The following is a 21,587-nucleotide window of genomic DNA, read 5'->3' on the forward strand; positions in this document are numbered from 1 at the left end:
AAAGCGTGTCTTGAATTCACCAACTGTCATCGTTTTCATATAGACAAAGATAATATTTTCTTGTCAAGTTGTCAAGAATGTGCAATGGTGCAGTTATTCATCCCTCAAACTATCCACCGGATTGGCCGCCGCTGCCCGTATGGCCTGCCAGCTTACCGTGGCCAGCGCAATCACTACTGCCGCCAGCCCGGCTGCGGCGAATACCCACCATTGGATGTCGATGCGGTAGGCGAAGTCGGCCAGCCACTGGTTCATCGCCCACCAAGCAATGGGTGAGGCGATGGCCACCGCAATCAATACCAGTTTTAAAAAATCTTTCGAGAGCATGGCCGACAGCTGCGTAACGGTGGCACCGAGCACCTTGCGGATGCCGATTTCTTTCGTACGTTGCTCGGCCGTAAATTTTGCAAGGCCAAATAAGCCCAGGCAGGCAATAAAAATGGTGAGCATTGCAAAAATACCCAGTATCGTCCCGATCTTTTGCTCCGCTTTGTATGTATTATTGTAGCGCTCATCTAAAAAGGAATAATCCATCGGGTCTTCTGCGCCATACGCTGCAAATCGTTGTTGCAGTTTTGCCGTAAAGCCTGAAATATCGGCCGTGTTAATTTTTACCACGAGATTGCCCGGATCAGGAGCCAACACCATGATCAATGGCGAAATCCGTTCGTGTAACGACCGGAAATGAAAGTCTTTGACCACCCCGATTACGCGATATGTTTCTTTGCCATTGCTGCCGGTTCGGGAGATGGTTCGGTCCAGGGGGTCCCCTTTCCACCCCAACGCATTTACGGCCGCCTCATTCACGATGACAGCCGCTGAATCCATACCGTATTGCTGAGAAAAATTTCTGCCACTTTCCAATTGTATACCAAGCGTTGAAATGTAGTGTTCGTCTATTTCGTACCGCAATGCTTTTACAAGCCTATCGGGTTCCTGTTCGGTAGAAACAAAAAAATTGTTGTTATCACTGCTGCCGGCAGGCAAATACCTTGAAGCACTTACATGGGTCACCGCGGGATCGCTCTGCAGTTGCTGCTTGAAAACATCCATATTGTTTCCCAATGCCCATACATTGGAGATGACCATTACCTTGTCTTTGTCATACCCCACATCTTTATTGCGTATATAGGAAAGTTGTTTGTAAACAACGATGGTACTTACCATGAGCATGATGGAGATGAAAAACTGGAACACCACCAATGTGCTCCTGAAACTCACGCCATTTTTTACGGGGTTCCATTTTCCTTTCAACACCGCCACGGGTTTAAATGAAGAAAGGTAAAATGCGGGGTAGCTTCCGGCAAGCAACCCTGTGATGAGGACGGCACCTATCAAAGCAGGTATCATCCATGGTTTTTCGGTGAAGCTGAGCGTTAACTGCAATCCCGAAAGGTCGTTGAAAAACGGTAGTGCGCCTTTTATCAATAAAAGTGAAAGCAATAATGCAATCGCTGCGATGAGGATCGTTTCCATCAGGAATTGTTTTACCAATTCGCTTTTTAACGAACCGAGCACTTTGCGTATGCCGACTTCACGTGTGCGTTTAGCGGCCTCGGCCGTGGAAAGGTTCATGAAATTGATACAAGCTATCAACAACATAAACAATGCAATAGCACTGAAAATATACACATAACGAACGTCCCCCGGTGCACTCAGGTCGTAAGGAAAATCTGAATACAAGTGAATATCGGTAAGCCGCTGTAGTTGGAAAGTGAGGTTGCTGCCGCTCTTCCTGAATTCGGCTAGCGTTTGGCCGATGCCATCTTTCATCTGCGGGCCGATGTAGGTATCAACCAGCAGCGGCACTTTTGCGTTTAACTTTTCAAAATCCCTTCTATCTTTTAACAGCACATAGGTGTAGTAGTTTGAATTCATCCAGTTTTGCTGCCTTGCATCATCAAGGCTATTCATAGAAGTCAAAAGCCCAAATTGAAAGTGACTGTTCAGCGGGATATTTTCAATCACACCTGTTACCTTCATAGGCGCTTTATCCTCCGTTTTAAAATGGATGATTTGCCCCAGCGCTTCTTCATCACCGAAATATTTTTGGGCGATAGCCTTGGTGAGTACAACCGTGTTGGGTTCTACCAGGGCCGTTTTAGGGTCTCCATTGATAAAGGGAAGTGTGAATACATCGAAGAAATTTGCATCCACGTAGGCCAATGCATCCTGTTTGAACACATGGTCATGCACAGCCAGCTGGGGAGCCCAACCATAGCTTCGGAGCCTGGTGGCATCCTCCACTTCGGGAAAATCTTTTTTCAGGGTTTCCGCTACTGGTGCCATCACCACCGTTTCTTTCATTTTTTCACCCTGCACATTGCCCTCAAAGTAAATACGCGCAATGCGGTCGGCCTTTTTATGAAAGCGGTCGTAACCCAACTCATGATTTACAAACAGCAAGATAATCAAACAGGTAGCCAATCCGATAGCAAGTCCGAGAATATTAATGCTTGATGACCATTTATTGCGGGTCAGGTTCCGCCAGGCGGTTTTGAAATAGTTCCTTATCATTGATCTATCTTTGCTCTTTTTGTCTGTAATCCATGCATCATTCATCCCTCAAACTATCCACCGGATTTGCCACCGCCGCCCGTATCGCTTGCCCGCTGACGGTAACCAGTGCGATCGCCAACGCCGCCCCTCCCGCTGCGGCAAACATCCACCATTGGATATCGATGCGGTAGGCGAAATCGGCGAGCCAGTTGTTCATGGCCCACCACGCTATCGGCGAAGCGATGACGACGGCAATCAAAACCAATTTGACGAAATCTTTTGAAAGCAACCCCACAATACCCGTTACCGTAGCGCCCAGCACCTTACGGATGCCGATTTCCTTGGTACGCTGGAAGGCGATTAGCGTGGCCAGCCCGAACAAGCCAAGGCAGCTGATGACGATGGTAATGGCTGTCGCCAGGTTAATCAGCCGGCCCACCTGTCGCTCTTGGCGGTACATGGCCTCCAGCGTCTCGTCATAAAAACGGTGTTGATAGGCGTCTGCGGGGTAGAATTGTGCCCATTTATTGCCAATCGCTTCCAAGGTGGCCTGCCATCGGCTGGGATCGCTGTTATCCAGCTTGATGTTGAATGAGGACAGGTTTGCCTTGTAGCTCGATAAGATCGTCGATTTGATGGGCGTGTAAAAATCCTGTGTGTGGAAGTCTTTTACCACGCCAACGATCGGATGTTTGGTATTGCCGCGCTGCCCGATAAACTGGCCGATGGCCGCTTGTGGGGTGGCAAACCCGAATGCTTTGGCTGCGGTTTCGTTGATGATAAATTCGGAAATGGTGTCGGAAGCATGGATATTCCGGCCTGCTACCAACGCCATGTCATACAGTGCGAGGTATGCGGTATCGATGGTCTTCTTGAAGCCGGTGATTTCCAGGGGCTCTTTCCCATCGGCTTCGTAGCCGAACGGACTGGATGAGTAGCCGGACGATAACGGGGCCGTTCCTAATGCCACTCCGGAAACGCCCGGCAGGGTGCGGATTTCATGCAGTAGCGTAAATTGTTTGTCTTCGTAGCGCGGGTCGTTAAGGTATTTCCACGGCACGTCCACCAATACCGTCGCTTCTTTATTAAAACCCATGTCGGCCTTCAGGGTGTGGCGTAGTTGGGTGCTTACAATAATGGTGCAGATGATGAACACCAGTGCAATGGTAAACTGGAAAACGATCAGTACTTTCTGCAAGCCAAACCCACGTGTTGGCGTTGCGCCGTCAAACCAATTCTTGAAGACATTAACCGTTTTTACACGGGTAATCAGCCAGCCCGGATAGAGACCAGCCAGGAGGTTGATGAGTACCGTTAGCGCAAGGATGAAGCCGATCAATTGATAAACATTGCTTTGGAGGGAAACACCCACGGGGATGATATCTTCCAGTAGCCAGAAGCCTAAGCGAGCAAAGGCGAAAGCCAGTATGGATGCCATAAGGGAGACGACCAGGGTTTCGCTAAGGAACTGGCTAATCAGCTGCCAACGGCCGCCGCCGAGTGTTTTGCGTACACCGATTTCCTTCCCCCGCTGTGGGATTTGGGCCACACTCATGTTGATGTAGTTGATGCAGGCGAGCAGCAATAAGAAGATGCCGATTCCGATGAGGCCATACATGACGGGCTTGCTGGTTTTGGCCACCCCCCACTCGGCCACGTGGGTGGCAAAGTGGACGTCTCGAATGGGGAGGAACTCGTAGGTCCTGCTGCGTGTGAGAGCACCCGTTTTTCCCTGCTCTTCGGCGAGTGCTGCCCAATGGCGTGCATCTAGTTCATTGATTTCTTGCAGCTTGGTGGCCACGCTTATACCCTCGCCAAACTGCAGGTACAGCCGATCGGTGCCGTTGGTATTCGTCCACTGATTGGTCTCGTAGGCAATTTTCGGTAGTAAAACAAATTCCTGACCGGTGAATTCGGAAGGGGTATCATAGTCGGCAACCACCCCGGTTACGGTACGGGTCACGGTATCCTGCCCGTAGTAGGTGATGGTTTGGTGCAGCACGGCTTCGGGTTTGATATTCGGAAAATACAGGTTAGCACGGCTTTCCGTGAGCACGACACTTTCGGGTGCATCCAGTGCCGTACGCTTATCGCCGGCCAACCACCGATAAGGGAGCATTTCGAAGTAAGTGGCATTTGTAGCTACGATGCCCTCAGGCTCTTCCTTTACAAATGGGGGCTGGTTTTCTCGCTTGATTTCGGCGTGGTAAGCCCATCGACGGAAGGCCGGCACTACATAGTCCACTCCGCTTATCTCATCCACTATGCCCTGCGGCAATGGCGCTGATACCCCGCCTATCGCGGATTGCTTACCGTCCCGGTTGAATGAACTGATGACCTTGAAGATGCGCTCGCTATTGGGCAAGCCCGCATCGTAGCTGAATTCGTGATCGATGATGCGGTAAATAATCCAGCAGGCGCTGATGCCGATGGCCAAACCAAAGATATTCAGCCCGGTAAACAGCCGGTTGCGCCAAAGGTGGCGAAAGGTGGTTTTTATGTAGTTCTTTATCATTTTATAAGCTATTAAGACATTAGACAACAGACCGGCGGGTCTTTACTCCTTGTTCTTTAAATCTTTAATCAACAAATCACTCATCCCTCAAACTATCCACTGGATTGGCCGCCGCCGCCCGTATGGCCTGCCAGCTTACCGTGGCCAACGCAATCGCGACGGCACCCACCCCCGCAAGGGCGAACATCCACCAACGGATGTCAATGCGGTATACAAAATCGGCTAGCCATTTGTTCATCATCCACCAGGCAATGGGTGTGGCAATCAGCACGGCCAACAGCACCAATTTCACGAAATCCTTCGATAACAATCCCACGATGCCCGACACGGTGGCACCCAGCACCTTACGGATGCCGATTTCTTTCGACCGTTGGAACGCCATCAGTGTGGCCAGCCCGAACAACCCAAGGCAACTGATAAAGATGGTGATGCCGGTGGCGGCGCGAACCAGTGTTTGGGTATTACGGTCGTCTTCGTAATATTCTTCGATGAATTTATCATAGAAACGGTATTCAAACGGAATGCCGGCATACACATCGTCCCATTCTTTTTCGATGGCTCCGATAGCTCCCTGCCATTGGGCGGGCTCTTTGGGTAGTTTGATGTTGAACGTATGCAGGCGGTTTTTGGCTGAAGTAATGACCGCCGGCGGAATCGCTGCCCGCAGCCCCATCTGATGGAAATCGTCTACCACCCCTACGATGGGATAGGTATTGCCATTGGATGGGAGCACCAGCAGTTTGCCGATGGCCTCTTCTGGCGACGAAAACCCATAAGCCGCTACTGCTTTTTTGTTGATGACCATTTCATTGATGGTATCCGAAGGTCGGAAATTGCGGCCGGCAATCAGTTCCATTCCATAAAGACCGATGTAAGCCGTATCGGCTATTTTCATATGCAACGCCTGTTGGATTTCAACGGTATCCCGGAAATAACTATACAAATTGCTCACCATACGATTATCCATCGGACGGTCACCTAGGGCCACACCGGCGAGCCCGGGCAGTCGTTTTAGCTCGTTGAGCAGCACAAACTCTTTGTTCTTGTTCTCAGGCCGGTTGAATACTTTATAAGGCACATCTACCGTGATAACAGCCTCTTTGTTGAACCCCAGATCTTTGTTTAGCGTGTATCGGAGTTGCTGCCCCATGATGACAGCGGAAACGATGAATACCTGGGCCACCAGAAACTGGGAGACAATCAGGCCTTTGCGGAGCGACAGCCGGTTTCGCCCGACGACATTTTTGGTCTGGCCTTTCAATACGTTGACGGTGCTGATGCGCGTGGATAGGAAAGCCGGATAGAGTCCCGAAAGCAATGAGATCACGGCGACAAGGAGCAGTGTGAACAGCAGCATGCTGCCATAGTCCACGTAGTCAAACATACCCTCCGGCAAGAATGCAGAAAATAATCTGCTGGCAAGGAAAGTGAGCAGAAAGGATAGGGCCAGCGCAAGTAGTGTTACCATAAATGTTTCACCGATAAAGTACCGGATAAGCGCGCCTGCTGTGCTGCCCAGGGTTTTGCGGATGCCGATCTCGCGGGCCCGTTGGGGCAGCAAGGCCGTACTGAGGTTGATGTAATTGATGCAGGCCAGCGCCAAGAGGAAGGCACCCACGGCCATCAGCCCATACAATACGTTCTTATTTGCGGTGCGCGTCTGCGCGCCGTAGTTCGTAGCAAAATGCCTTTCAGACAAGGGTAACAATTCATACCAGTGCTCGTAATGGTATTTGGCAAACTGCTCGGCATTGAACTTCCGGCAAAACACATTCACCTGATCTACAATATCCTGCGGATCGGTATGGGGCAGCGCCTTCACAAACACCAGATCGTTGGAGCTCATTCCGCCCCAGGGACCCTCGTTCAGGTCGGCTTCGCTGATGCGCATAAATTCGGTGTTGTTTCGGTTGAAGCTATTGGGATAGTCAAGGGCAGCGACAACACCCGATACCTGTTTATGCAAGGTGTCATCATAAATAAGGGTTTTCCCCAATACCTGGTCGGGGGTTAAGTCGGGGAAATATTCCCGTGCTTTCTTTTCCGTAAGCACTACTTGGTCGGGTGCATTGAGCGCAGTCTTCTTATCGCCTGCTAGCCATCGGTAAGTGATGAGATCAAAATAGCTGGGTAGGGTAGTCACTTGTTCGGTACTCCGGTCGAAGACGGTGGGAGTTTGTCCTTGCCCGGCCTGTACAGATACTGTATTATAGTATCTGTAAAACATGGGGATGACCAATTCCGTGCCCGATATGTCATGGCGTAAAACATTAACGACCGGTTTTTCGATACCGGCGAAACCACCTTCCCGACCGTCTTTATCACGACTTTTACTAACCAACTGAAAAATCTGTTCGGCAGCGGGCAGTTGCTTGTCGAAACTGTACTCGTAATCCACCATGCGGAAGATAATCCAGCAGGCACTGATGCCAATGGCGAGGCCGACGACATTTAGCGCCGTGAAGAGGCGGTTGCGCCACAGGTGGCGGAGCGTGGTTTTGAAAGTATTGTTCATCATTTTTTAGATATGAGACGCTAGATAACAGACACTAGACAACAGGCTGGCCTGACTTTACTCCTTGTTCTTTTTTATCCTTATTCTTTTTTATCGTTATTCCATGAATCAATCATCCCTCAGGTTATCGGCAATATTTGCCCGTAAGGCTTTCAGTGTATGGACTCCCACCGTTAAGGCAGCTATGGCGAGCACACCCCCTGCGGCCGAAACAAACAGCCATCCTGACAATTTAATGTGGTAGGCGAACCCTTGGAGCCACTCGTTGGCGGCCCACCATCCGGCGGGAACAGCGATGAGAACCGCAATCGCGATGAGCCTTATGAAATCCCTGCCCAGCAGCCAGCCAAGGTCCGTGATACCCGCACCCAGCACTTTTCGGATGCTGATTTCCTTGGTTCGCTGGCTGACCAGAAATGCAGTCAGCGCAAACAACCCCATCAGGGCGATGGTAATGGCCGTCATGCCAAAGAAATTAACCACGCGTTGTAGCCGTAGGTGGCCGGCAAAAAGCTGTTGGAAATGACTGTCGAGAAACGTGTGACGTATGGCAAAGGCCGGCTCAATGGTTTTCCATGCCTCTTCGATATCGGCCACGGTCTGCCGGAGGTCGTTTCCACCTAGCTTCACCAAGATGGCTCCGCCCGATTGAAATACACAGGCCGTATTGCCAATGGTGTATACGGCCGGCAGGATGCGTTGCTCGAAACCCATCACGTTGAAATCGCGCACAACACCTACCACCCGCACGGGGATGCTGTCGCAATAGGGGAACGTGATTAAGGTCTCGCCTGCCTGCTGAAGGCCCAGCTGCTTCGCCGCGGCTTCATTGACAACTGCCGATTGTGTATGCTGGTCTACGTAGCTGTCGTTAAGCAATCGCCCTTTCACGAGGTCTATATTCAAGGCATCAAAGTAATCGGCACTGATTTTCACGGATGTCATCCGATAGATTTCGCCGTGGTGTTTGAACGCCATCGTGGAGGTATCTACATAGGCATCACCCGGTACTGCTGTGGTCTTGGCAACGGATTGCACACCCGGGATCTGGAGCAACGTGTTCCGTATAGCGCCGAAGCCCTCATCCCGGGAGTTTTGTAGGTATGGCTGGATGCGCAGTACCTGTTCGCCCGAAAACCCCGTGTCTTTATTTTGCAGGTATTGGAGCTGCCGGCTCACCACAACGGTGCCGAAAATGAAAAAGGCGGCAACGGCGAATTGAGCGACGATCAAGGCGTTGCGGAGCGCCATTCCCCGGGTTCCGCTCGAATAATCCCCTTTCAATACCTTCGAGGTGTTGTACCGGGAGAGGAACACCGCGGGGTACAATCCCGATAGGAGCATAATCACCAATAGACTTAATCCAACCTGTACCATCAATGCCGCCGTATTTCCAGTTTGGAAAAAATGCAGTTCAACACCAAACTCCCGATTGAAATAGGGAAGCATCACACTAAGAAGCACCATTGACAAGCCAAGTGCAACAAGGCATTGGAGCATCGTTTCGCCCATAAACTGCCAAAATAGTCGCGACCGACTGGAACCGAGCACTTTTTTCACGCCTACCTCTTTGGCTCGGCGGATCGAGGCCGCAATGGATAGGTTGCTGAAATTGATGGCGCCCGCAAGCAACAACAAGGCAGCCAGTACCAACAGTACCGAAACCGTGGTGATATTACTGTCTCCGTGTTTGGGAAAGTTATGCAGGTCTCGGAGAGCATCCACAAACAACCCGGCCTGATGGCCTTCACCGTGGAATGCCTCGTAGGATAATCCTGCTTCTTCTTTGAGCCGTTGATCGTAATAAACTTCATCAACTACACGTTCGATGTCTACAACGGGCAAGGGTTGCTTGGTTTTTATATAAGTTTGGAAGGAATGGTTGCCCCAGTGGAAGTTGGATTTTTCATAAGGCGATCGGTATACCAGTTCGACTTCCATGTGCGACGGCTTATCCGGCGTTTGCAATATCGCCGTCACTTCGCAATCAAAGCCGTTAAACACCCGGACCGTTTTGCCCAGTGGGTCCTCCTTTCCAAACAGCTTTGCTGCTACCCGCTCGCTGATGACCATGGCATTGGGCTTGTCCAGTGCTGTGAGCGCGTCGCCCCGAACGAGGGTATAGGGGAATACCCTGAAGAACAGCGAATCGGCAGATACGGTGTTGCCCTGGTAAATTTGTCGGTCGCCCGCCGTAAGCGGGATTTCAAAGCTGCTTGACCCCATAATGCTGGTAGCGGAAGCGACCTGTGAGACATTTTCACGAAGTAAAGTAGCCAGCGGTGCGGGCGTGGTTCTGAGGATGTCTTCCTCGCCCCGCAAGGAAACCTTATATACCTTTTCCAGTTCTGGACTCCACCTGTCGTAGCTTAGTTCGTGGTTGAGGTACAGCAAAATAACCAGGAAACTAGCTAGTCCGATGGCTAACCCAGCGATGTTTATCGAGCCGTATAACCTGTTTTTCCAAAGATTTCGCCACGCGGTTTTGAAATAGTTCTTTATCATTTTTCAGACATTAGACATTAGACAAGCCTGTCTTTACTCCTTGCTCTTTTCATCTTTGCTCCATCTTTCACCAATTATTCATCACGTAAAGAATCAACTGGATTTGCTACCGCCGCCTTGATCGCCTGGAAGCTAACCGTTAACAACGCAATCAGCAACGCGGCCAAACCCGCTACGACAAACATCCACCACTGGATTTCAATCCGATAAGCGAAGTCGTCCAACCAGTTGCTCATCGTCCACCATGCGATAGGTGTCCCTAGGACGACCGAAATCAATATTAACCAGAGCGATCCGCTGGATAGTAACCCCACGATGCTGCTCACACTCGCGCCTAGCACCTTGCGGATTCCGATTTCCTTCACCCGTTGCCGTACGGTGTACGTAGAAAGCCCCAACAGGCCGAGGCAGGAAATAAAAATGGCAATACAGGCGAAAATATTGAATAGCAGGCCCGCACGCTGATCTGCCCGGTATTTGGCTTCAAACTGCTGGTCTACAAATTCGTACCGGAAAGGGGCAGGTGTGTCGCCTGCGTATTTTTTGTACTGCCGTTCCACGGCCTTGATAGCGTTCGCCGCCTCTGCTGCTGTGGTACGGACGTACAACCGATTGCCCGTCCACCAATTGAAGAAGAGCAGCGGGCTAATTTTCTCCTTGAGGGGTTTAAAGTTAAAATCCTTAACCACACCGACAATGGTTCCCGGTCGGTCGTGAAAACTGATGGGCGTACCAACATAAGGAGGAGTGAGGCCCATCGCTCGCACGGCTGCTTCATTAACAACATACAAATTGCTATCGGCCGCAGTACCGGTTAAGTTCCGCCCTTCCAATAGTTCGATGCCCATAGTAGGAATGAAATTCCCGTCAATCAACGATTGCGAAATGATGAGACCACTATTTTCCGGTTTCCCAGGCCAGTCAAGGTCACCGGTCGAATTATCCATATTGGTAATATCATTGACATTCGAAAGCGCTATACTGACAATTCCGGGATGGTTCGTTAACTCATTCTTAACGGCGTCGATATGTTCCACCGCTGCATCGGGAAGCGACGCACTGAACACGTAACTTTTATCGTAACCGAGATCAACCTTCCGCATGTAGGCCATTTGGCGGCTGATAACCAGTGTGGCAACGATGAGCACCATGGAGATGGAAAACTGGAAAACTACAAGTACCTTGCGCAGTAGCGAGGCGCTTCTACCGGAAGCCATTTTGCCTTTCATCACCTGCAGTGGCTGGAAGCCGGATAAGAGGAGCGCCGGATAAATCGATGCCGCCACTAACGTGCCTACCGCCGAATACCCGACGACTTTCCACATTTCCGTGTTCGCCAGCGAAAAGTGAAGTTGCTTGCCGGCGATGTTGTTATACAGCGGCAGGAGTAAGACGATCAACCCGATGGCAATCAACAGCGCAAAGCAGAACAGCAAGGCGGTCTCCGCTATAAACTGCAAGAACAATTGCACCTTGCTGGCGCCGACAACTTTCCGGATGCCGACTTCCCGGGCTCGTACCAGTGCGCGGGCGGTAGTGAGGTTGACGTAGTTGATAGCTGCAATAGCCAACACGAGGATAGCGATAAGCAAAAAGACCTGTACCATCCTTGCGGCCGAAGTGTTTCCGTCGACGCTGACCAAGTGCTGGTCGGCAAGTGGTTGCAGCTTGAACACGGTAGTGCTTTCCCCATTTCGTGCATCTTTGTAAAGTTGGGTGAACTTTTGGCCGACGGTTTCTGGGTTTGCGTCACTATGTAATTTGACAAAGGTTTTGAAGGCATAGTTGCCCAAATCGGTGTCGATGGTTTTCCAGTCTCCGTTTCCACCGTTGGCCGTAAATCGCTGGGCATAATGAGCCATGGGCTGCACGGCGTCAAAGGCCAGAGACGAATTATCAGGAAAGTCCCGCAACACCCCCGCAACGGTAAAGTTTTCTCCCCGGAGTTGGAGTACCTTGCCCATGGGGTCATCCTCGCCAAAGAATTTTTTTGCGGTCGACTCGGTCAGGATGATACTGTTTGGGTCGGGAAATAGCGGCATGGTCTTTCCTTTGAGCAATCCGAAGTCGAATAGTGTTAGGAACGTGCTGTCTACGTAGGCTACCGTGAAATCGTCCAGCACGGTGCTTCGGTCTCCGGTTGCCAGTACTAGGCCGCTCCATGCCATCACACGTACAATAGCCTCGACTTCGGGTACAGATTGGGCATATACGGCCAGCGGTCCGGGTACCCCTTCCCAAACGGTGTTGGCATCCATATGGGGGATGATCCGGTGGATGCGGGAATAATCCTTATGAAAGCGATCGTAGCTTCGCTCATGTTGCACCCAAAGGAGTAACAAAATGGCCGTGGCAAGGCCAAATGCCAACCCACTAATGTTTACAAACGTATGAAACTTGTGTTCCTTTAGGTTTCGCCACGCGGTTTTGAAATAGTTCTTTATCATTTTTCAGACATTAGACATTAGACAAGCCTGTCTTTACTCCTTGCTCTTTTCATCTTTGCTGCATCTTTCACCAATTATTCATCACGTAAAGAATCAACTGGATTGGCCACCGCTGCCCGGAAAGCCTTGACGCCAATGGTGAGCATAGCGATGGATAAGGCGGATAAGACCACGGTTAAAAACAGTCCAATTCCCAAATCGATGCGATACGTGAAATTAGCGAGCCAGTCGTGCATGAAGTAATACGCAATCGGGGCGGCCACACAGAATGCCAGGGCCACCATGTATATGAACTCCTTCGAAAAAAGGTATATGATGCTTGCTATGCTTGCACCGAGCACTTTCCGGATGCCGATTTCCTTTACTTTCTGGCCCAGCATAAAGGATACCATGCCGTATAGACCGATGCTTGAAATGACCAGCGACAATACCGCGAACAGTTGGTATACCAACGCCATCTTTTCTTCCTGTTCATAGAATTCGGCGATGCTGTCGTCGAGGAAATCGGCTTGAAAATAATGCTCGGGGTACAGCTGTTCAAACCGTTGCTGGATGGCTGCGAGGGTGTTTTTCCCAGCGCCGTTTTCCAGTTTAATGCCAGCTACGGAGTAGTTGCTTTTCAAGGTGGTGATGATGAGCGGACTGATTTCTTCCCGCAGCGAATTGGGGATAAAATCTTTTACCACGCCGGCGACGGTCATCCAATTATCCATGAACCCTATACGGATTCGCTTACCTATCGCGTCCTCAGCGCTTGGCAATCCCAATTTATGCACCATGGTTTCGTTGATCACCGCGGCTTTGGCGGTATCGCTTTCTGCATAGGCATCACCGGCAACAAAGGTCAAGGCATAGTTGTCAAAATAATCGGCATCCGCGAATTTCATGGCCGTGGGAAACGGAATGTCGTCGCCTGATTCCCTGCCATCGAAATAGAAATTCGATTGCCATTTGTTGCCCGACGAAGGGACATCGCTCGCCAGGCTCACCGACTTGATCTGCGGCACCTGCAAGAGCTGCTGTTTGAACACGTCCATTCGTGGGTTCGAGCGGTCGTCCGAAGGTACCTGAACCACATACAGCGCTTCCTTGTTGAACCCGAGGTCCGCATTCCGGATAAATGCCATTTGCTGCACGGCAACCAGTGTACCGATCATCAGCAATTGGGCAATGGCGAATTGCGCAACCACCAAACCTTTCCGCACGGGAATGCCCCCCAACTGGGCGGTATTGATTTTATTCTTGAGGGCGGCAATGGGCGTAAAGCCAGAAAGGATAAGTGCCGGATAGCCACCCGATAGCAAGGTCATAGCCGCAACGGCGATGCCCAGAAATAGCGCGGTATTCCCTTGCAGCAACGCGGGGTGATTGGGTATGTTGGAAAAGTGATGCACATAGGGGAGCGCGGCATAAGCCATGCCGACCGCCACGACCATAGAAAGCAAGACGAGCACGAAGGTTTCCGTGAACGATTGGGCAATCAGGCCCTTCCTGGAGCCCCCCAATACTTTTCGCACACCGATTTCCTTGCCTTTGCCCAGCGCCTGTGCGGTGCTGAGGTTGATGAAATTGATGGCCGCCATGAGGAGGATGAATATCCCGATGAGCGTTAGCGTGGTTAATGTGGACCGTTTGACCAATTGTCCGTCGACCAGACCGCCGTAGCGCATGTCGAAATGGACATCATTGAGCGGCTGCAGATGGAGGAATCGGTTTCGTCCGTCATCGCCAAAATATTTCTTGGCCAGCCCATCCAGTTGTCGGCCAATGGTGGCTTCGTTCTCCTTACGATCTAGTAATACGTACGTTTGGAAACTGCTGCTTATGCTGTTCCAATCATCGGGATGATAGTCAAACAGGTTTGGGTTTGCCTCCAAGGTGGGGAAGGAGACGAGCAGGTGATAGGGGAAGTTGCTGTTTTGCGGAGCGTTCTCCACAACGGCGGCTACTTGCAGGGGAATGGTATTGGCCAATTGGAGCTGTTGCCCCACGGCCTGCTGCCACGAGCCGAAGAAGCGGGTAGCCGTTTCTCGATCGAGAACCACACGATTAGGGGCTGACAAAGCTTCTGCCTCTCCCGCTAACCAAGTAGCATCAAAAAGCCGGAAAAAATCGGCCGTCGTAAAAACGACCTGTTCGGAATATTTATCGATTGGGTTTTCCCGATTTTTATCTATCACGTCTACCTGCCCGCCGGTTGCCAATAGCGGTACGACAGCCTGCAGTTGCGGTGCGTCTACACGCAGCGCCTGGGGCAAGGCGGCGGCGACCCCGGCGTTGTAATCGGACGAGTTTTCGCGCTTCGTCTCCGTAACAATGCGATAGATATGATCATAGTTTTTATGGAAGCGGTCGTAACTCCATTCGTATTGTACGATGACAAATAAAATCAATGCAGAGGCAATCCCCAAAGAGAGCCCCATCAAATTGATGAGCGATGTGCGCCTTTCGCGAATGATGTTTCGCCAGGCTATTTTAAGGTAGTTCGTTATCATTTTCCGGCTGTTTGCTCCTTCATTTCCTGGTCGTACACTTTAATTTAGCAGCTAACAGCAACTGCGCCAAAACAATACTGAATTGATTATTAGTCAATTGTGTAGTTTTCTTGTTTCAATAGTGTTCGATATCGAACACCTGATGTTCGCTTGCGGACACTTCCATGGATGCCTGTACCTCCGCTTTGGCTATGTAGGAGCTTCGCATTCGATACAATGCCGCAAAACCAAATTTGTATCTTTGGCCGTGTAAATTAAAGATAACACAAATCAGATGGTTAGAGGTAATATAAAGCGAGCCATTTATCTAGTGGCCATGGTTGGGCTATTGACGATGCCAGGTGCCCAGGCGCAAAGCATCTTTGACAAGGTGAAGAAAGCGGTAAAAGATAAGCAGGAAGGCGAGGCCAGTGAGGATAAGAAAAAAAGCAATGTGGACCTGACAGGCATCTCCACCGGAGAAATGTCCGGAGCACTGAAGGAAGCATTGAACATGGGCGTAAAAGAAGGGATACAGAAACTCGGTACCGAGGATGGTTTTTTTAAGAATGAGCTGGTTAAAATTTTACTGCCGGAGAAACTCAGAAAAGTGGACGCCACCTTGCGCGGCATCGGACTGGGCAGCTTGGCCGATCAAGGGCTGCTGTTGCTTAACCGGGCGGCAGAAGATGCCGTACAGGAGGGTGTGCCCATATTCGCCAATGCCATTACATCGATGACCTTTGATGACGCAAAGAATATCTTACTTGGCGACAGTGTTGCGGCAACCAATTACCTAAAGGGTAAAACCTCCGAACAGCTTTTTGCGGCATTCAAGCCCAAGGTGGAAGGGTCGCTAGGGAAAGTGGGAGCGGACAAAATCTGGGAACAGATCATCGGCAAGTATAATGGGATAACCAAGCAATCTATCGAAACGGATTTAAACAGCTACGTTACGCAGGAAACGGTCAGTGGCGTATTCAAGATGGTTGCCGAAAAAGAAAGTGCCATCCGCGACAATTCGGTGTTCCGTACCACCTCACTGTTGAAGAAGGTGTTTGGCGCTATTGATTAGCCGCGCGGTTAGCATGGAGCTGGATTGCGAGTATGCCATTGTAGGGAAAATGGACTTCAGGGCGCCTATAAATACCTATAAATAGGTATTGCTGGCGTGGCTCGCGAGGGGCTATCTTGCGGCAAAATTGTCTGTCTAAAAAAATGAACATGAATTACGTAATGAAGAAGATCCGCCAGTGCCATGTTTTATCGGTCTTGGCCATGCTGGTAATTGGTTTTGCCGCGATGTCGTGTAGTAAAGATAACGACCCTACCCCGGAAGATGAGGAGGCGTTGAAGGTCGAAATGGGTAACGTTGTTGGCTTCGGAGAGATCTCCGGCACGCCGCAGGGCACCCCATTCCAGCTTCCGGATGGCGTTGTTGTGGATGGAACAATCACCGGCGATGACTGTGGTGAAGAGGTAAAACATATCGGGAGTGGATATTATGTGACCGTGTGTGTTGCACTTCGGAACGACAAAGACCAGCCGATAACCATTAAACTTCCCGGAGGACTGATTATCGTGTCTGAAACGACCGAGTATCAGCACGGTGTGGTACTGGAAACAACCACGATTGTCCTCCCGCCAAAGACCACTACCCGTTTCGCCCTACATACCTACTGTGGAAACGCCAGCCGGAGTGCCGCTGATTCGGATGCCATTTATACCTTCGGACCCACAACGAACAGTAAGCTTTTGGAGCGGCTGGTGAATGACCTTAGCCGTAAAAAGATCGAGATTTCCGATTATTGGGTTGATGGTACAACCACCCAAGCGTATGATGAACTCGAAGATACGATTCAAACCTTGCTGTGGCTTATTACGGATTACGGAGGAAATATGGATTGGGAGACATTTGAAAATATGTATAATCAGCTGCTGAACGAATTGCCCAATAAGTAACCGAGCAAGAATCATCCGGCGGTAAACAAGTCGTTCAAAGCCTCTGTCATGCTGGGGTGGGTAAAGATCATATTGGCCAATGCATGGTAAGTGACTCCCGCATGGATGGCCAGCTGCACCGTGTTGATTATTTCGTGCGCCTCCGCGCAACATAGCATACAGCCCAGAATACGGTCGGTCTTTGCGTCGACAACGGCCTTAAGCAGGCCGCGCCGTTCATTTAGGATGGCTGCTTTCGGGATGGCGCTGGCGGGGATTTTAAACACTTTTACGTCGTATCCCTGCTCCCGGGCTTCCCGTTCGCGGAGGCCCGCTTGGGCCAAGGGCGGGGAGACAAACACGCAGGTTGGAAACGGCTGCCGCTCGTTCAGCGAAGTGTAACGGTCGTTGCCCGCCAGCTGGTTGCGGATGATGCGGAAATCATCGAGCGAAATGTAGGTGAACTGCGGACCGCCGTTGCAGTCACCAATTGCCCAGATGTGCGGTACGTTCGTTTTCAGTTGGTTGTCGACCTGTATGTACCCTCGTTTGTCTGTTTGGATACCCGCGGCGTCGAGATTCAGGCCGTCGGTGAGGGGCTTCCGGCCCGTGGCCAGGAGTACCGCGTTGGCGGTAATGGATTTTCGTTGCCCATTGTGCGTAAAATAAACGTTTACGCTTTCGGCGTTTAGCTCCTCCACCTTTTCGACATCAACACCGTTCAGGAAATTTATCGATTTTCCGGTCAGGATCTTGAAGAGTTCGCCGGCGATGTCGTCGTCTTCGTCCGGAAGGAACCGCGTATGCCTATCCAGCACGGTAACTTCGGTGCCGAACTTGGCAAACATATCGGCAAATTCGAGTCCGATGAACCCGCCACCGATGATGACCAGCTTTTCAGGCCGCCCAACCTGTGCGATTAATGCCGCGCTGGTGAATACGTTTTTGGAATCCATCCCTTCAATGGGCGGAATGGCCGGCTGGGAGCCGGTGTTGATAAAGATACGCTCGGCTTCGATCCGGGTTTGGCCACCGGCTGCCAGTTGGATGGTGACCTCATGTGGGGAACTGAATGTGGCCTTTCCCGTGATGACCTCCGCGTTTTCAAGGCCAGCCAGTTTGTCGTAGTTCGTTTGCCGAAGGTTAGCGGTCAATAATTCCTTGATTTCATAGGCACGTGGATAGTCGGTGCCTTTCTCCGCCTCTACGATGAGCGACTTCGTGGGAATACAGGCGATATTGATACAGGCACCGCCATACATATTGGCCGATTGCTCGACAAGGGCTACCGTTTCGCCCCGTTTTGCGAGGAACGCGGCGAGGGTTTTTCCGCCCTTACCGAAACCGATGATTAGATTCTTGACGCGCTTTTCCGTTTCCATATTGCTTACCCGCTTAAGATGGTGGTCAGTTTATATACCAACGGGTGGTCAAAAATGTTTGGAAAGCTCGCCGGCGATTACCCGATACCCTTTGTCCGAAGGATGCAGCCCATCGTACGTCATGTCGATGGCCGCTTCCGGGTAGGGATATTCATCCGTCTCGGGGTTAAACGGGATTTGGGTATACGAGGGATACCGGAATTTGCGGTAGGTACCCGTTTCCGGCTCTTTCAGCCATTTGAATTTAATCAGTTTTTCGAGTTTTAGCTTCGGGTGATGGTAAAGATCGACCACCTCGAACCCAGCTTCGCGTCCGATAGCATGGATCGTATCCGCAAATTGCTCCAGTGTCTGGCCGTTCTTATTTGGCTTGTAGGAGCCCCAGGCATTGTTCTTTGGGTCGTTAATGTACACGAAGTCGGCCCGTTGCATGGGGGTGATGAGGATGATGGGCGCATCGGGGTTCAGTTGCTTAAGCTTGTCGGTGATGATACGGAAAGCACCGCTGGTGGTGCCGGTACCGGTGTTGTTCCGGTAGTCGTCCGTTGAGCCGATGGGCAGCCCCGCCCACCAGTCGTTCGTGCCCAGGAAGACGGTATAATAATCGGCCTTTACCAGTCCGAGGTTATCGATCTGCTCGGCAATACCTACCGCCGTCCATCCATTGTGCCCTTGGTTGATGTAGCGGAGGTGGGGATGTTTTTCGGTGACGAGTGTCATGTACCCTTTGGTGATACGGTTGCCTGTTTCGTCGGGGTGCTCGTTCAGGTACGTGATGGAATCGCCGAGGGCGAGCCACGTTTGCTGCGGCTGGCCGAAAGAGCAGAGGAGGAAAAAAATAAAAAGGGAGCATTTCAATAATGAAGCCATCCGAATCTGATTTATAAATCGTTCGATATAACGTTATTGTCTATCAGGTATCCAGCCATTCGTTACGCATATGTTGGGTATGATGATTAAAGCTCTCAGCGTCTTTTTCAGAGAAAATATTCCTGTATTTATCAGAGAGCCTTACCGCGTCCTTGGTTGTTGCCTTGGTATCCTTACGGACACTAACACCCAGTTCTTTCAACAAGCGCTTTACCAAAGAGGTTTTGTCTTCCGGTACCTTAATGATGAATGTATCCATAGTAACAAAAGTACATATTATTTTTTCAAGTATTCAAAACGTACACAATGCGTGTGATGGGAGTCACCCCTTTTCCTTCAACCTCAAATGCCCGCAGAGCGCAGTTAACAATTCACATGGCTCCATGTCAATCGCTTTCGCGATGAGGTAAAGCTCATCCGCCCGCAGTTTGGCCGTAGGTGTTAGTGTCAATTCATTCATCCGCGCTTTGCTCAGCCCCGTACGCCGGGCAACCATCGATTTGTTGACCGACCGCTTCGCTAATATCTCGCCTAATGGTGTCATATTTCTAATCGTTTGTTCAGGTAAATATCCTATTTGTATAGAAAATAAGAACAATTATTTGTTTTATTGAAATAATGTCTTTACGTTTGTATGGAAAATCTATACATAAATTTATTTATTATGAAAGAAATCAACCGACAACTCGTGGAGCGGCTGACCCAGCGCATGGATTTACACCGTATTTTCCTGTTTTCTTATCCCTATCTGGAAGAAGAGCGGCCACATCTGCTATTGATCGTCAATCCGGTAAAGGGGATTGCACCGAAAACCATGGCACCCATCGTGTCGTTATGCCTGTCGGACAGCGAGGAAATCCCGTTCGATTTGGTGCTCACGGGCGAATGGCAGAACCAGTTGAAGCAGGGAAGCCTGTATTACACGTATGCATCGTTACCCCAGCATGAGCTGTATGCGGCCTCCAAAAAGGGGAATCCGCTGTTTTCGCACAAAACCATCACGGGCCTGCTGGAACTCGCGGAGCTTAACTATGAAAAATGCCGGAAGGGCTCGGATGAATTCCGTGAAGGCGTAGACAATTTCATCGCCAAGGATGATTATGGGCAAGCGACGTTTATGCTGCATCAATCTCTGGAACTGCGGTTAAAGGGATTCCAAGCAACCGCTGGCATGAATGGCGGGAAATCGCATAATGTGGAATACCTGATGAAGGGGTTGCGGGGCGTGCTGCCGCAGTTGCAGGCTATTTTCCCATACGATAGCCCATCGGTGGATTTATTCCGCTTGCTGGATCAAAGTTATACGAAGGCGAAGAAGGGAGAATCGATTGATATCGAACAAGAGGAGTTTAACATCTTGGTGGACAAGTGCGAACAAGCAAAGGCCGCAATGGACGAGATGGTGGCGTCTATGGTGGCACGGGTAAAGGCTTACCGAGAGCAATTGCCCAAAGAAGTGGAGAAGCCGGCCGAACCAGCTAAGGCAAAGCCCGCGGAAGCGCAGTTGGCTGTTCCGGCTACGGCTACGCAATTGGTGTGCGAGGATTTCAGCAATTTCCCATGGCCGGAGCAATATAAGCGGGATGTCAATAAGCTGTTGGATAAGATTAGACAAAGCCATAACCCCGAACAGGTCATGATGCTGAACTACCATACGGGTGGTTTTTCGGGAAATTGCCTGTTCCGGCCGGAAGAGCGGAAAGACAATGAGGGAGGGTCTAAAGTGGAGCTTTACCTCGTGGTGTTGATGAACAACAAAGGGCCGTTCCATTTCAGGTGCATGCAGGTGGGAGAGGCTAGTGCGATGGTGGTGTACCTCAATACGAAAACCGTGCAGAAGAATTTGGCGGAAGGGAACCGTTTTTTCCATACGTTGTGGACGAAGGGGCGGGTATTGCGCAGGAAATCGACGTTCGATCCTCCTTTTGAAGTAGCGGCAGTGGATTGGAAGGCTGAGTATGAGCGGGTCGAAAAAACCTGGCAGAACGCGAAGGCCTGCATGGGCAATTTGAACGATTTAATCCAAAGTGCATCGGTGTTGAAACTCGACACCTGTTTCTTATTACTACGGAACTTGTTGGACTTGGGCATCAGTAGTTATTTGCGGTGCGCCGTTGGGTTTGTGCCTTACGGGGTGGACTTAGCGGAATTGATCGATTGGAGCGGGGTAACGGGCCGAAAGCTGGTGGATTTTATATATCCGGCGAGTGAAATCGAAACAGCACGGATGCAGTTGATACTAAGTCCGCACACGGTGTGGTGGCAAAATATCGAGATCGGTCTGTCGAGTGCATCGCAACCGTTTTATAAAGATCGTGCGAAAGAAATAGTTAGTTTTTTTGAGGGTATAATGAGTGGAGTGGTGAAGGAGTTGGAGGGAAAGGAGAAACCGGAGATAGGGGAGGAGGTTAGCGAATGAGTATGCTGTTTGAAGATAAT

At 50.5% G+C, this 21,587-nt stretch carries 13 protein-coding genes; 3 read left to right on the plus strand and 10 right to left on the minus strand.

All coding sequences use genetic code 11. The features are described from left to right. Positions 1-93: 93 nt before the first annotated feature. The 6 genes from ACO1NT_RS03190 to ACO1NT_RS03215 form a co-directional block, all read right to left on the minus strand. Positions 94-2,517, minus strand: coding sequence for an ABC transporter permease (locus ACO1NT_RS03190; RefSeq protein ID WP_449046951.1), 2,424 nt, complete (start codon positions 2,515-2,517; stop codon positions 94-96). Between the two features lie 37 nt (positions 2,518-2,554). Next, positions 2,555-5,014 carry an ABC transporter permease gene (locus tag ACO1NT_RS03195; protein ID WP_449046952.1) on the minus strand — a complete coding sequence of 820 codons (2,460 nt, stop codon included), beginning with the start codon at positions 5,012-5,014 and terminating at the stop codon, positions 2,555-2,557. 76 nt (positions 5,015-5,090) lie between these two features. Next, entirely contained in the window at positions 5,091-7,532 is a 2,442-nt protein-coding gene (locus ACO1NT_RS03200) for an FtsX-like permease family protein (protein ID WP_449046953.1), read from the minus strand. A gap of 105 nt (positions 7,533-7,637) precedes the next feature. Next, a complete protein-coding gene (locus ACO1NT_RS03205; RefSeq protein ID WP_449046954.1) occupies positions 7,638-10,034 on the minus strand; it encodes an ABC transporter permease in 2,397 nt (798 codons plus the stop codon). A gap of 74 nt (positions 10,035-10,108) precedes the next feature. Continuing rightward, positions 10,109-12,481, minus strand: a complete 2,373-nt coding sequence (locus tag ACO1NT_RS03210) for an ABC transporter permease (protein ID WP_449046955.1) — start codon at positions 12,479-12,481, stop codon at positions 10,109-10,111. A 74-nt stretch (positions 12,482-12,555) separates the two neighbouring features. Beyond that, on the minus strand, positions 12,556-14,976 hold the full coding sequence (locus ACO1NT_RS03215; RefSeq protein ID WP_449046956.1) for an ABC transporter permease: 2,421 nt from the start codon (positions 14,974-14,976) through the stop codon (positions 12,556-12,558). Between the two features lie 274 nt (positions 14,977-15,250). Between ACO1NT_RS03215 and ACO1NT_RS03220 the strand changes: the two genes are divergently transcribed. Together ACO1NT_RS03220 and ACO1NT_RS03225 are read left to right on the plus strand one after the other, a co-directional pair. Further along, on the plus strand, positions 15,251-16,030 hold the full coding sequence (locus ACO1NT_RS03220; RefSeq protein ID WP_449046957.1) for a DUF4197 domain-containing protein: 780 nt from the start codon (positions 15,251-15,253) through the stop codon (positions 16,028-16,030). A gap of 161 nt (positions 16,031-16,191) precedes the next feature. Next, positions 16,192-16,917, plus strand: coding sequence for a hypothetical protein (locus tag ACO1NT_RS03225; protein WP_449046958.1), 726 nt, complete (start codon positions 16,192-16,194; stop codon positions 16,915-16,917). An 11-nt stretch (positions 16,918-16,928) separates the two neighbouring features. On the opposite strand, the gene ACO1NT_RS03230 is transcribed toward ACO1NT_RS03225, so the two are convergent. The 4 genes from ACO1NT_RS03230 to ACO1NT_RS03245 all read right to left on the minus strand — a co-directional run bounded on the left by ACO1NT_RS03230 (position 16,929) and on the right by ACO1NT_RS03245 (position 19,692). Next, positions 16,929-18,278 (minus strand): FAD-dependent oxidoreductase, encoded by a 1,350-nt coding sequence (locus ACO1NT_RS03230; RefSeq protein WP_449046959.1) that lies wholly within the window; start codon positions 18,276-18,278, stop codon positions 16,929-16,931. 48 nt (positions 18,279-18,326) lie between these two features. Further along, positions 18,327-19,148: an SGNH/GDSL hydrolase family protein gene (locus ACO1NT_RS03235; protein ID WP_449046960.1), complete on the minus strand. Its 822-nt coding sequence runs from the start codon at positions 19,146-19,148 to the stop codon at positions 18,327-18,329. A 43-nt stretch (positions 19,149-19,191) separates the two neighbouring features. Next, the gene (locus ACO1NT_RS03240) at positions 19,192-19,407 is read right to left on the minus strand and encodes a hypothetical protein (protein ID WP_449046961.1); all 216 of its coding nucleotides are present in this window, start codon (positions 19,405-19,407) and stop codon (positions 19,192-19,194) included. 63 nt (positions 19,408-19,470) lie between these two features. Further along, positions 19,471-19,692, minus strand: coding sequence for a helix-turn-helix domain-containing protein (locus ACO1NT_RS03245; protein WP_449046962.1), 222 nt, complete (start codon positions 19,690-19,692; stop codon positions 19,471-19,473). Between the two features lie 120 nt (positions 19,693-19,812). Between ACO1NT_RS03245 and ACO1NT_RS03250 the strand changes: the two genes are divergently transcribed. Continuing rightward, positions 19,813-21,567 (plus strand): HEPN domain-containing protein, encoded by a 1,755-nt coding sequence (locus ACO1NT_RS03250; protein ID WP_449046963.1) that lies wholly within the window; start codon positions 19,813-19,815, stop codon positions 21,565-21,567. The last annotated feature ends 20 nt before the right edge of the window (positions 21,568-21,587 follow it).

It is taken from the genome of Parapedobacter sp. (genome assembly GCF_053550995.1).

Bases quoted from the DNA above. Each gene is read 5' to 3' on its own strand.
- ACO1NT_RS03240 (WP_449046961.1), bottom strand. From the start codon at position 19,407: ATGGATACATTCATCATTAAGGTACCGGAAGACAAAACCTCTTTGGTA.
- ACO1NT_RS03220 (WP_449046957.1), top strand. From the start codon at position 15,251: ATGGTTAGAGGTAATATAAAGCGAGCCATTTATCTAGTGGCCATGGTT.
- ACO1NT_RS03200 (WP_449046953.1), bottom strand. From the start codon at position 7,532: ATGATGAACAATACTTTCAAAACCACGCTCCGCCACCTGTGGCGCAAC.
- ACO1NT_RS03250 (WP_449046963.1), top strand. From the start codon at position 19,813: ATGAAAGAAATCAACCGACAACTCGTGGAGCGGCTGACCCAGCGCATG.
- ACO1NT_RS03195 (WP_449046952.1), bottom strand. From the start codon at position 5,014: ATGATAAAGAACTACATAAAAACCACCTTTCGCCACCTTTGGCGCAAC.
- ACO1NT_RS03215 (WP_449046956.1), bottom strand. From the start codon at position 14,976: ATGATAACGAACTACCTTAAAATAGCCTGGCGAAACATCATTCGCGAA.
- ACO1NT_RS03190 (WP_449046951.1), bottom strand. From the start codon at position 2,517: ATGATAAGGAACTATTTCAAAACCGCCTGGCGGAACCTGACCCGCAAT.
- ACO1NT_RS03225 (WP_449046958.1), top strand. From the start codon at position 16,192: ATGAAGAAGATCCGCCAGTGCCATGTTTTATCGGTCTTGGCCATGCTG.
- ACO1NT_RS03235 (WP_449046960.1), bottom strand. From the start codon at position 19,148: ATGGCTTCATTATTGAAATGCTCCCTTTTTATTTTTTTCCTCCTCTGC.
- ACO1NT_RS03210 (WP_449046955.1), bottom strand. From the start codon at position 12,481: ATGATAAAGAACTATTTCAAAACCGCGTGGCGAAACCTAAAGGAACAC.
- ACO1NT_RS03245 (WP_449046962.1), bottom strand. From the start codon at position 19,692: ATGACACCATTAGGCGAGATATTAGCGAAGCGGTCGGTCAACAAATCG.
- ACO1NT_RS03230 (WP_449046959.1), bottom strand. From the start codon at position 18,278: ATGGAAACGGAAAAGCGCGTCAAGAATCTAATCATCGGTTTCGGTAAG.
- ACO1NT_RS03205 (WP_449046954.1), bottom strand. From the start codon at position 10,034: ATGATAAAGAACTATTTCAAAACCGCGTGGCGAAATCTTTGGAAAAAC.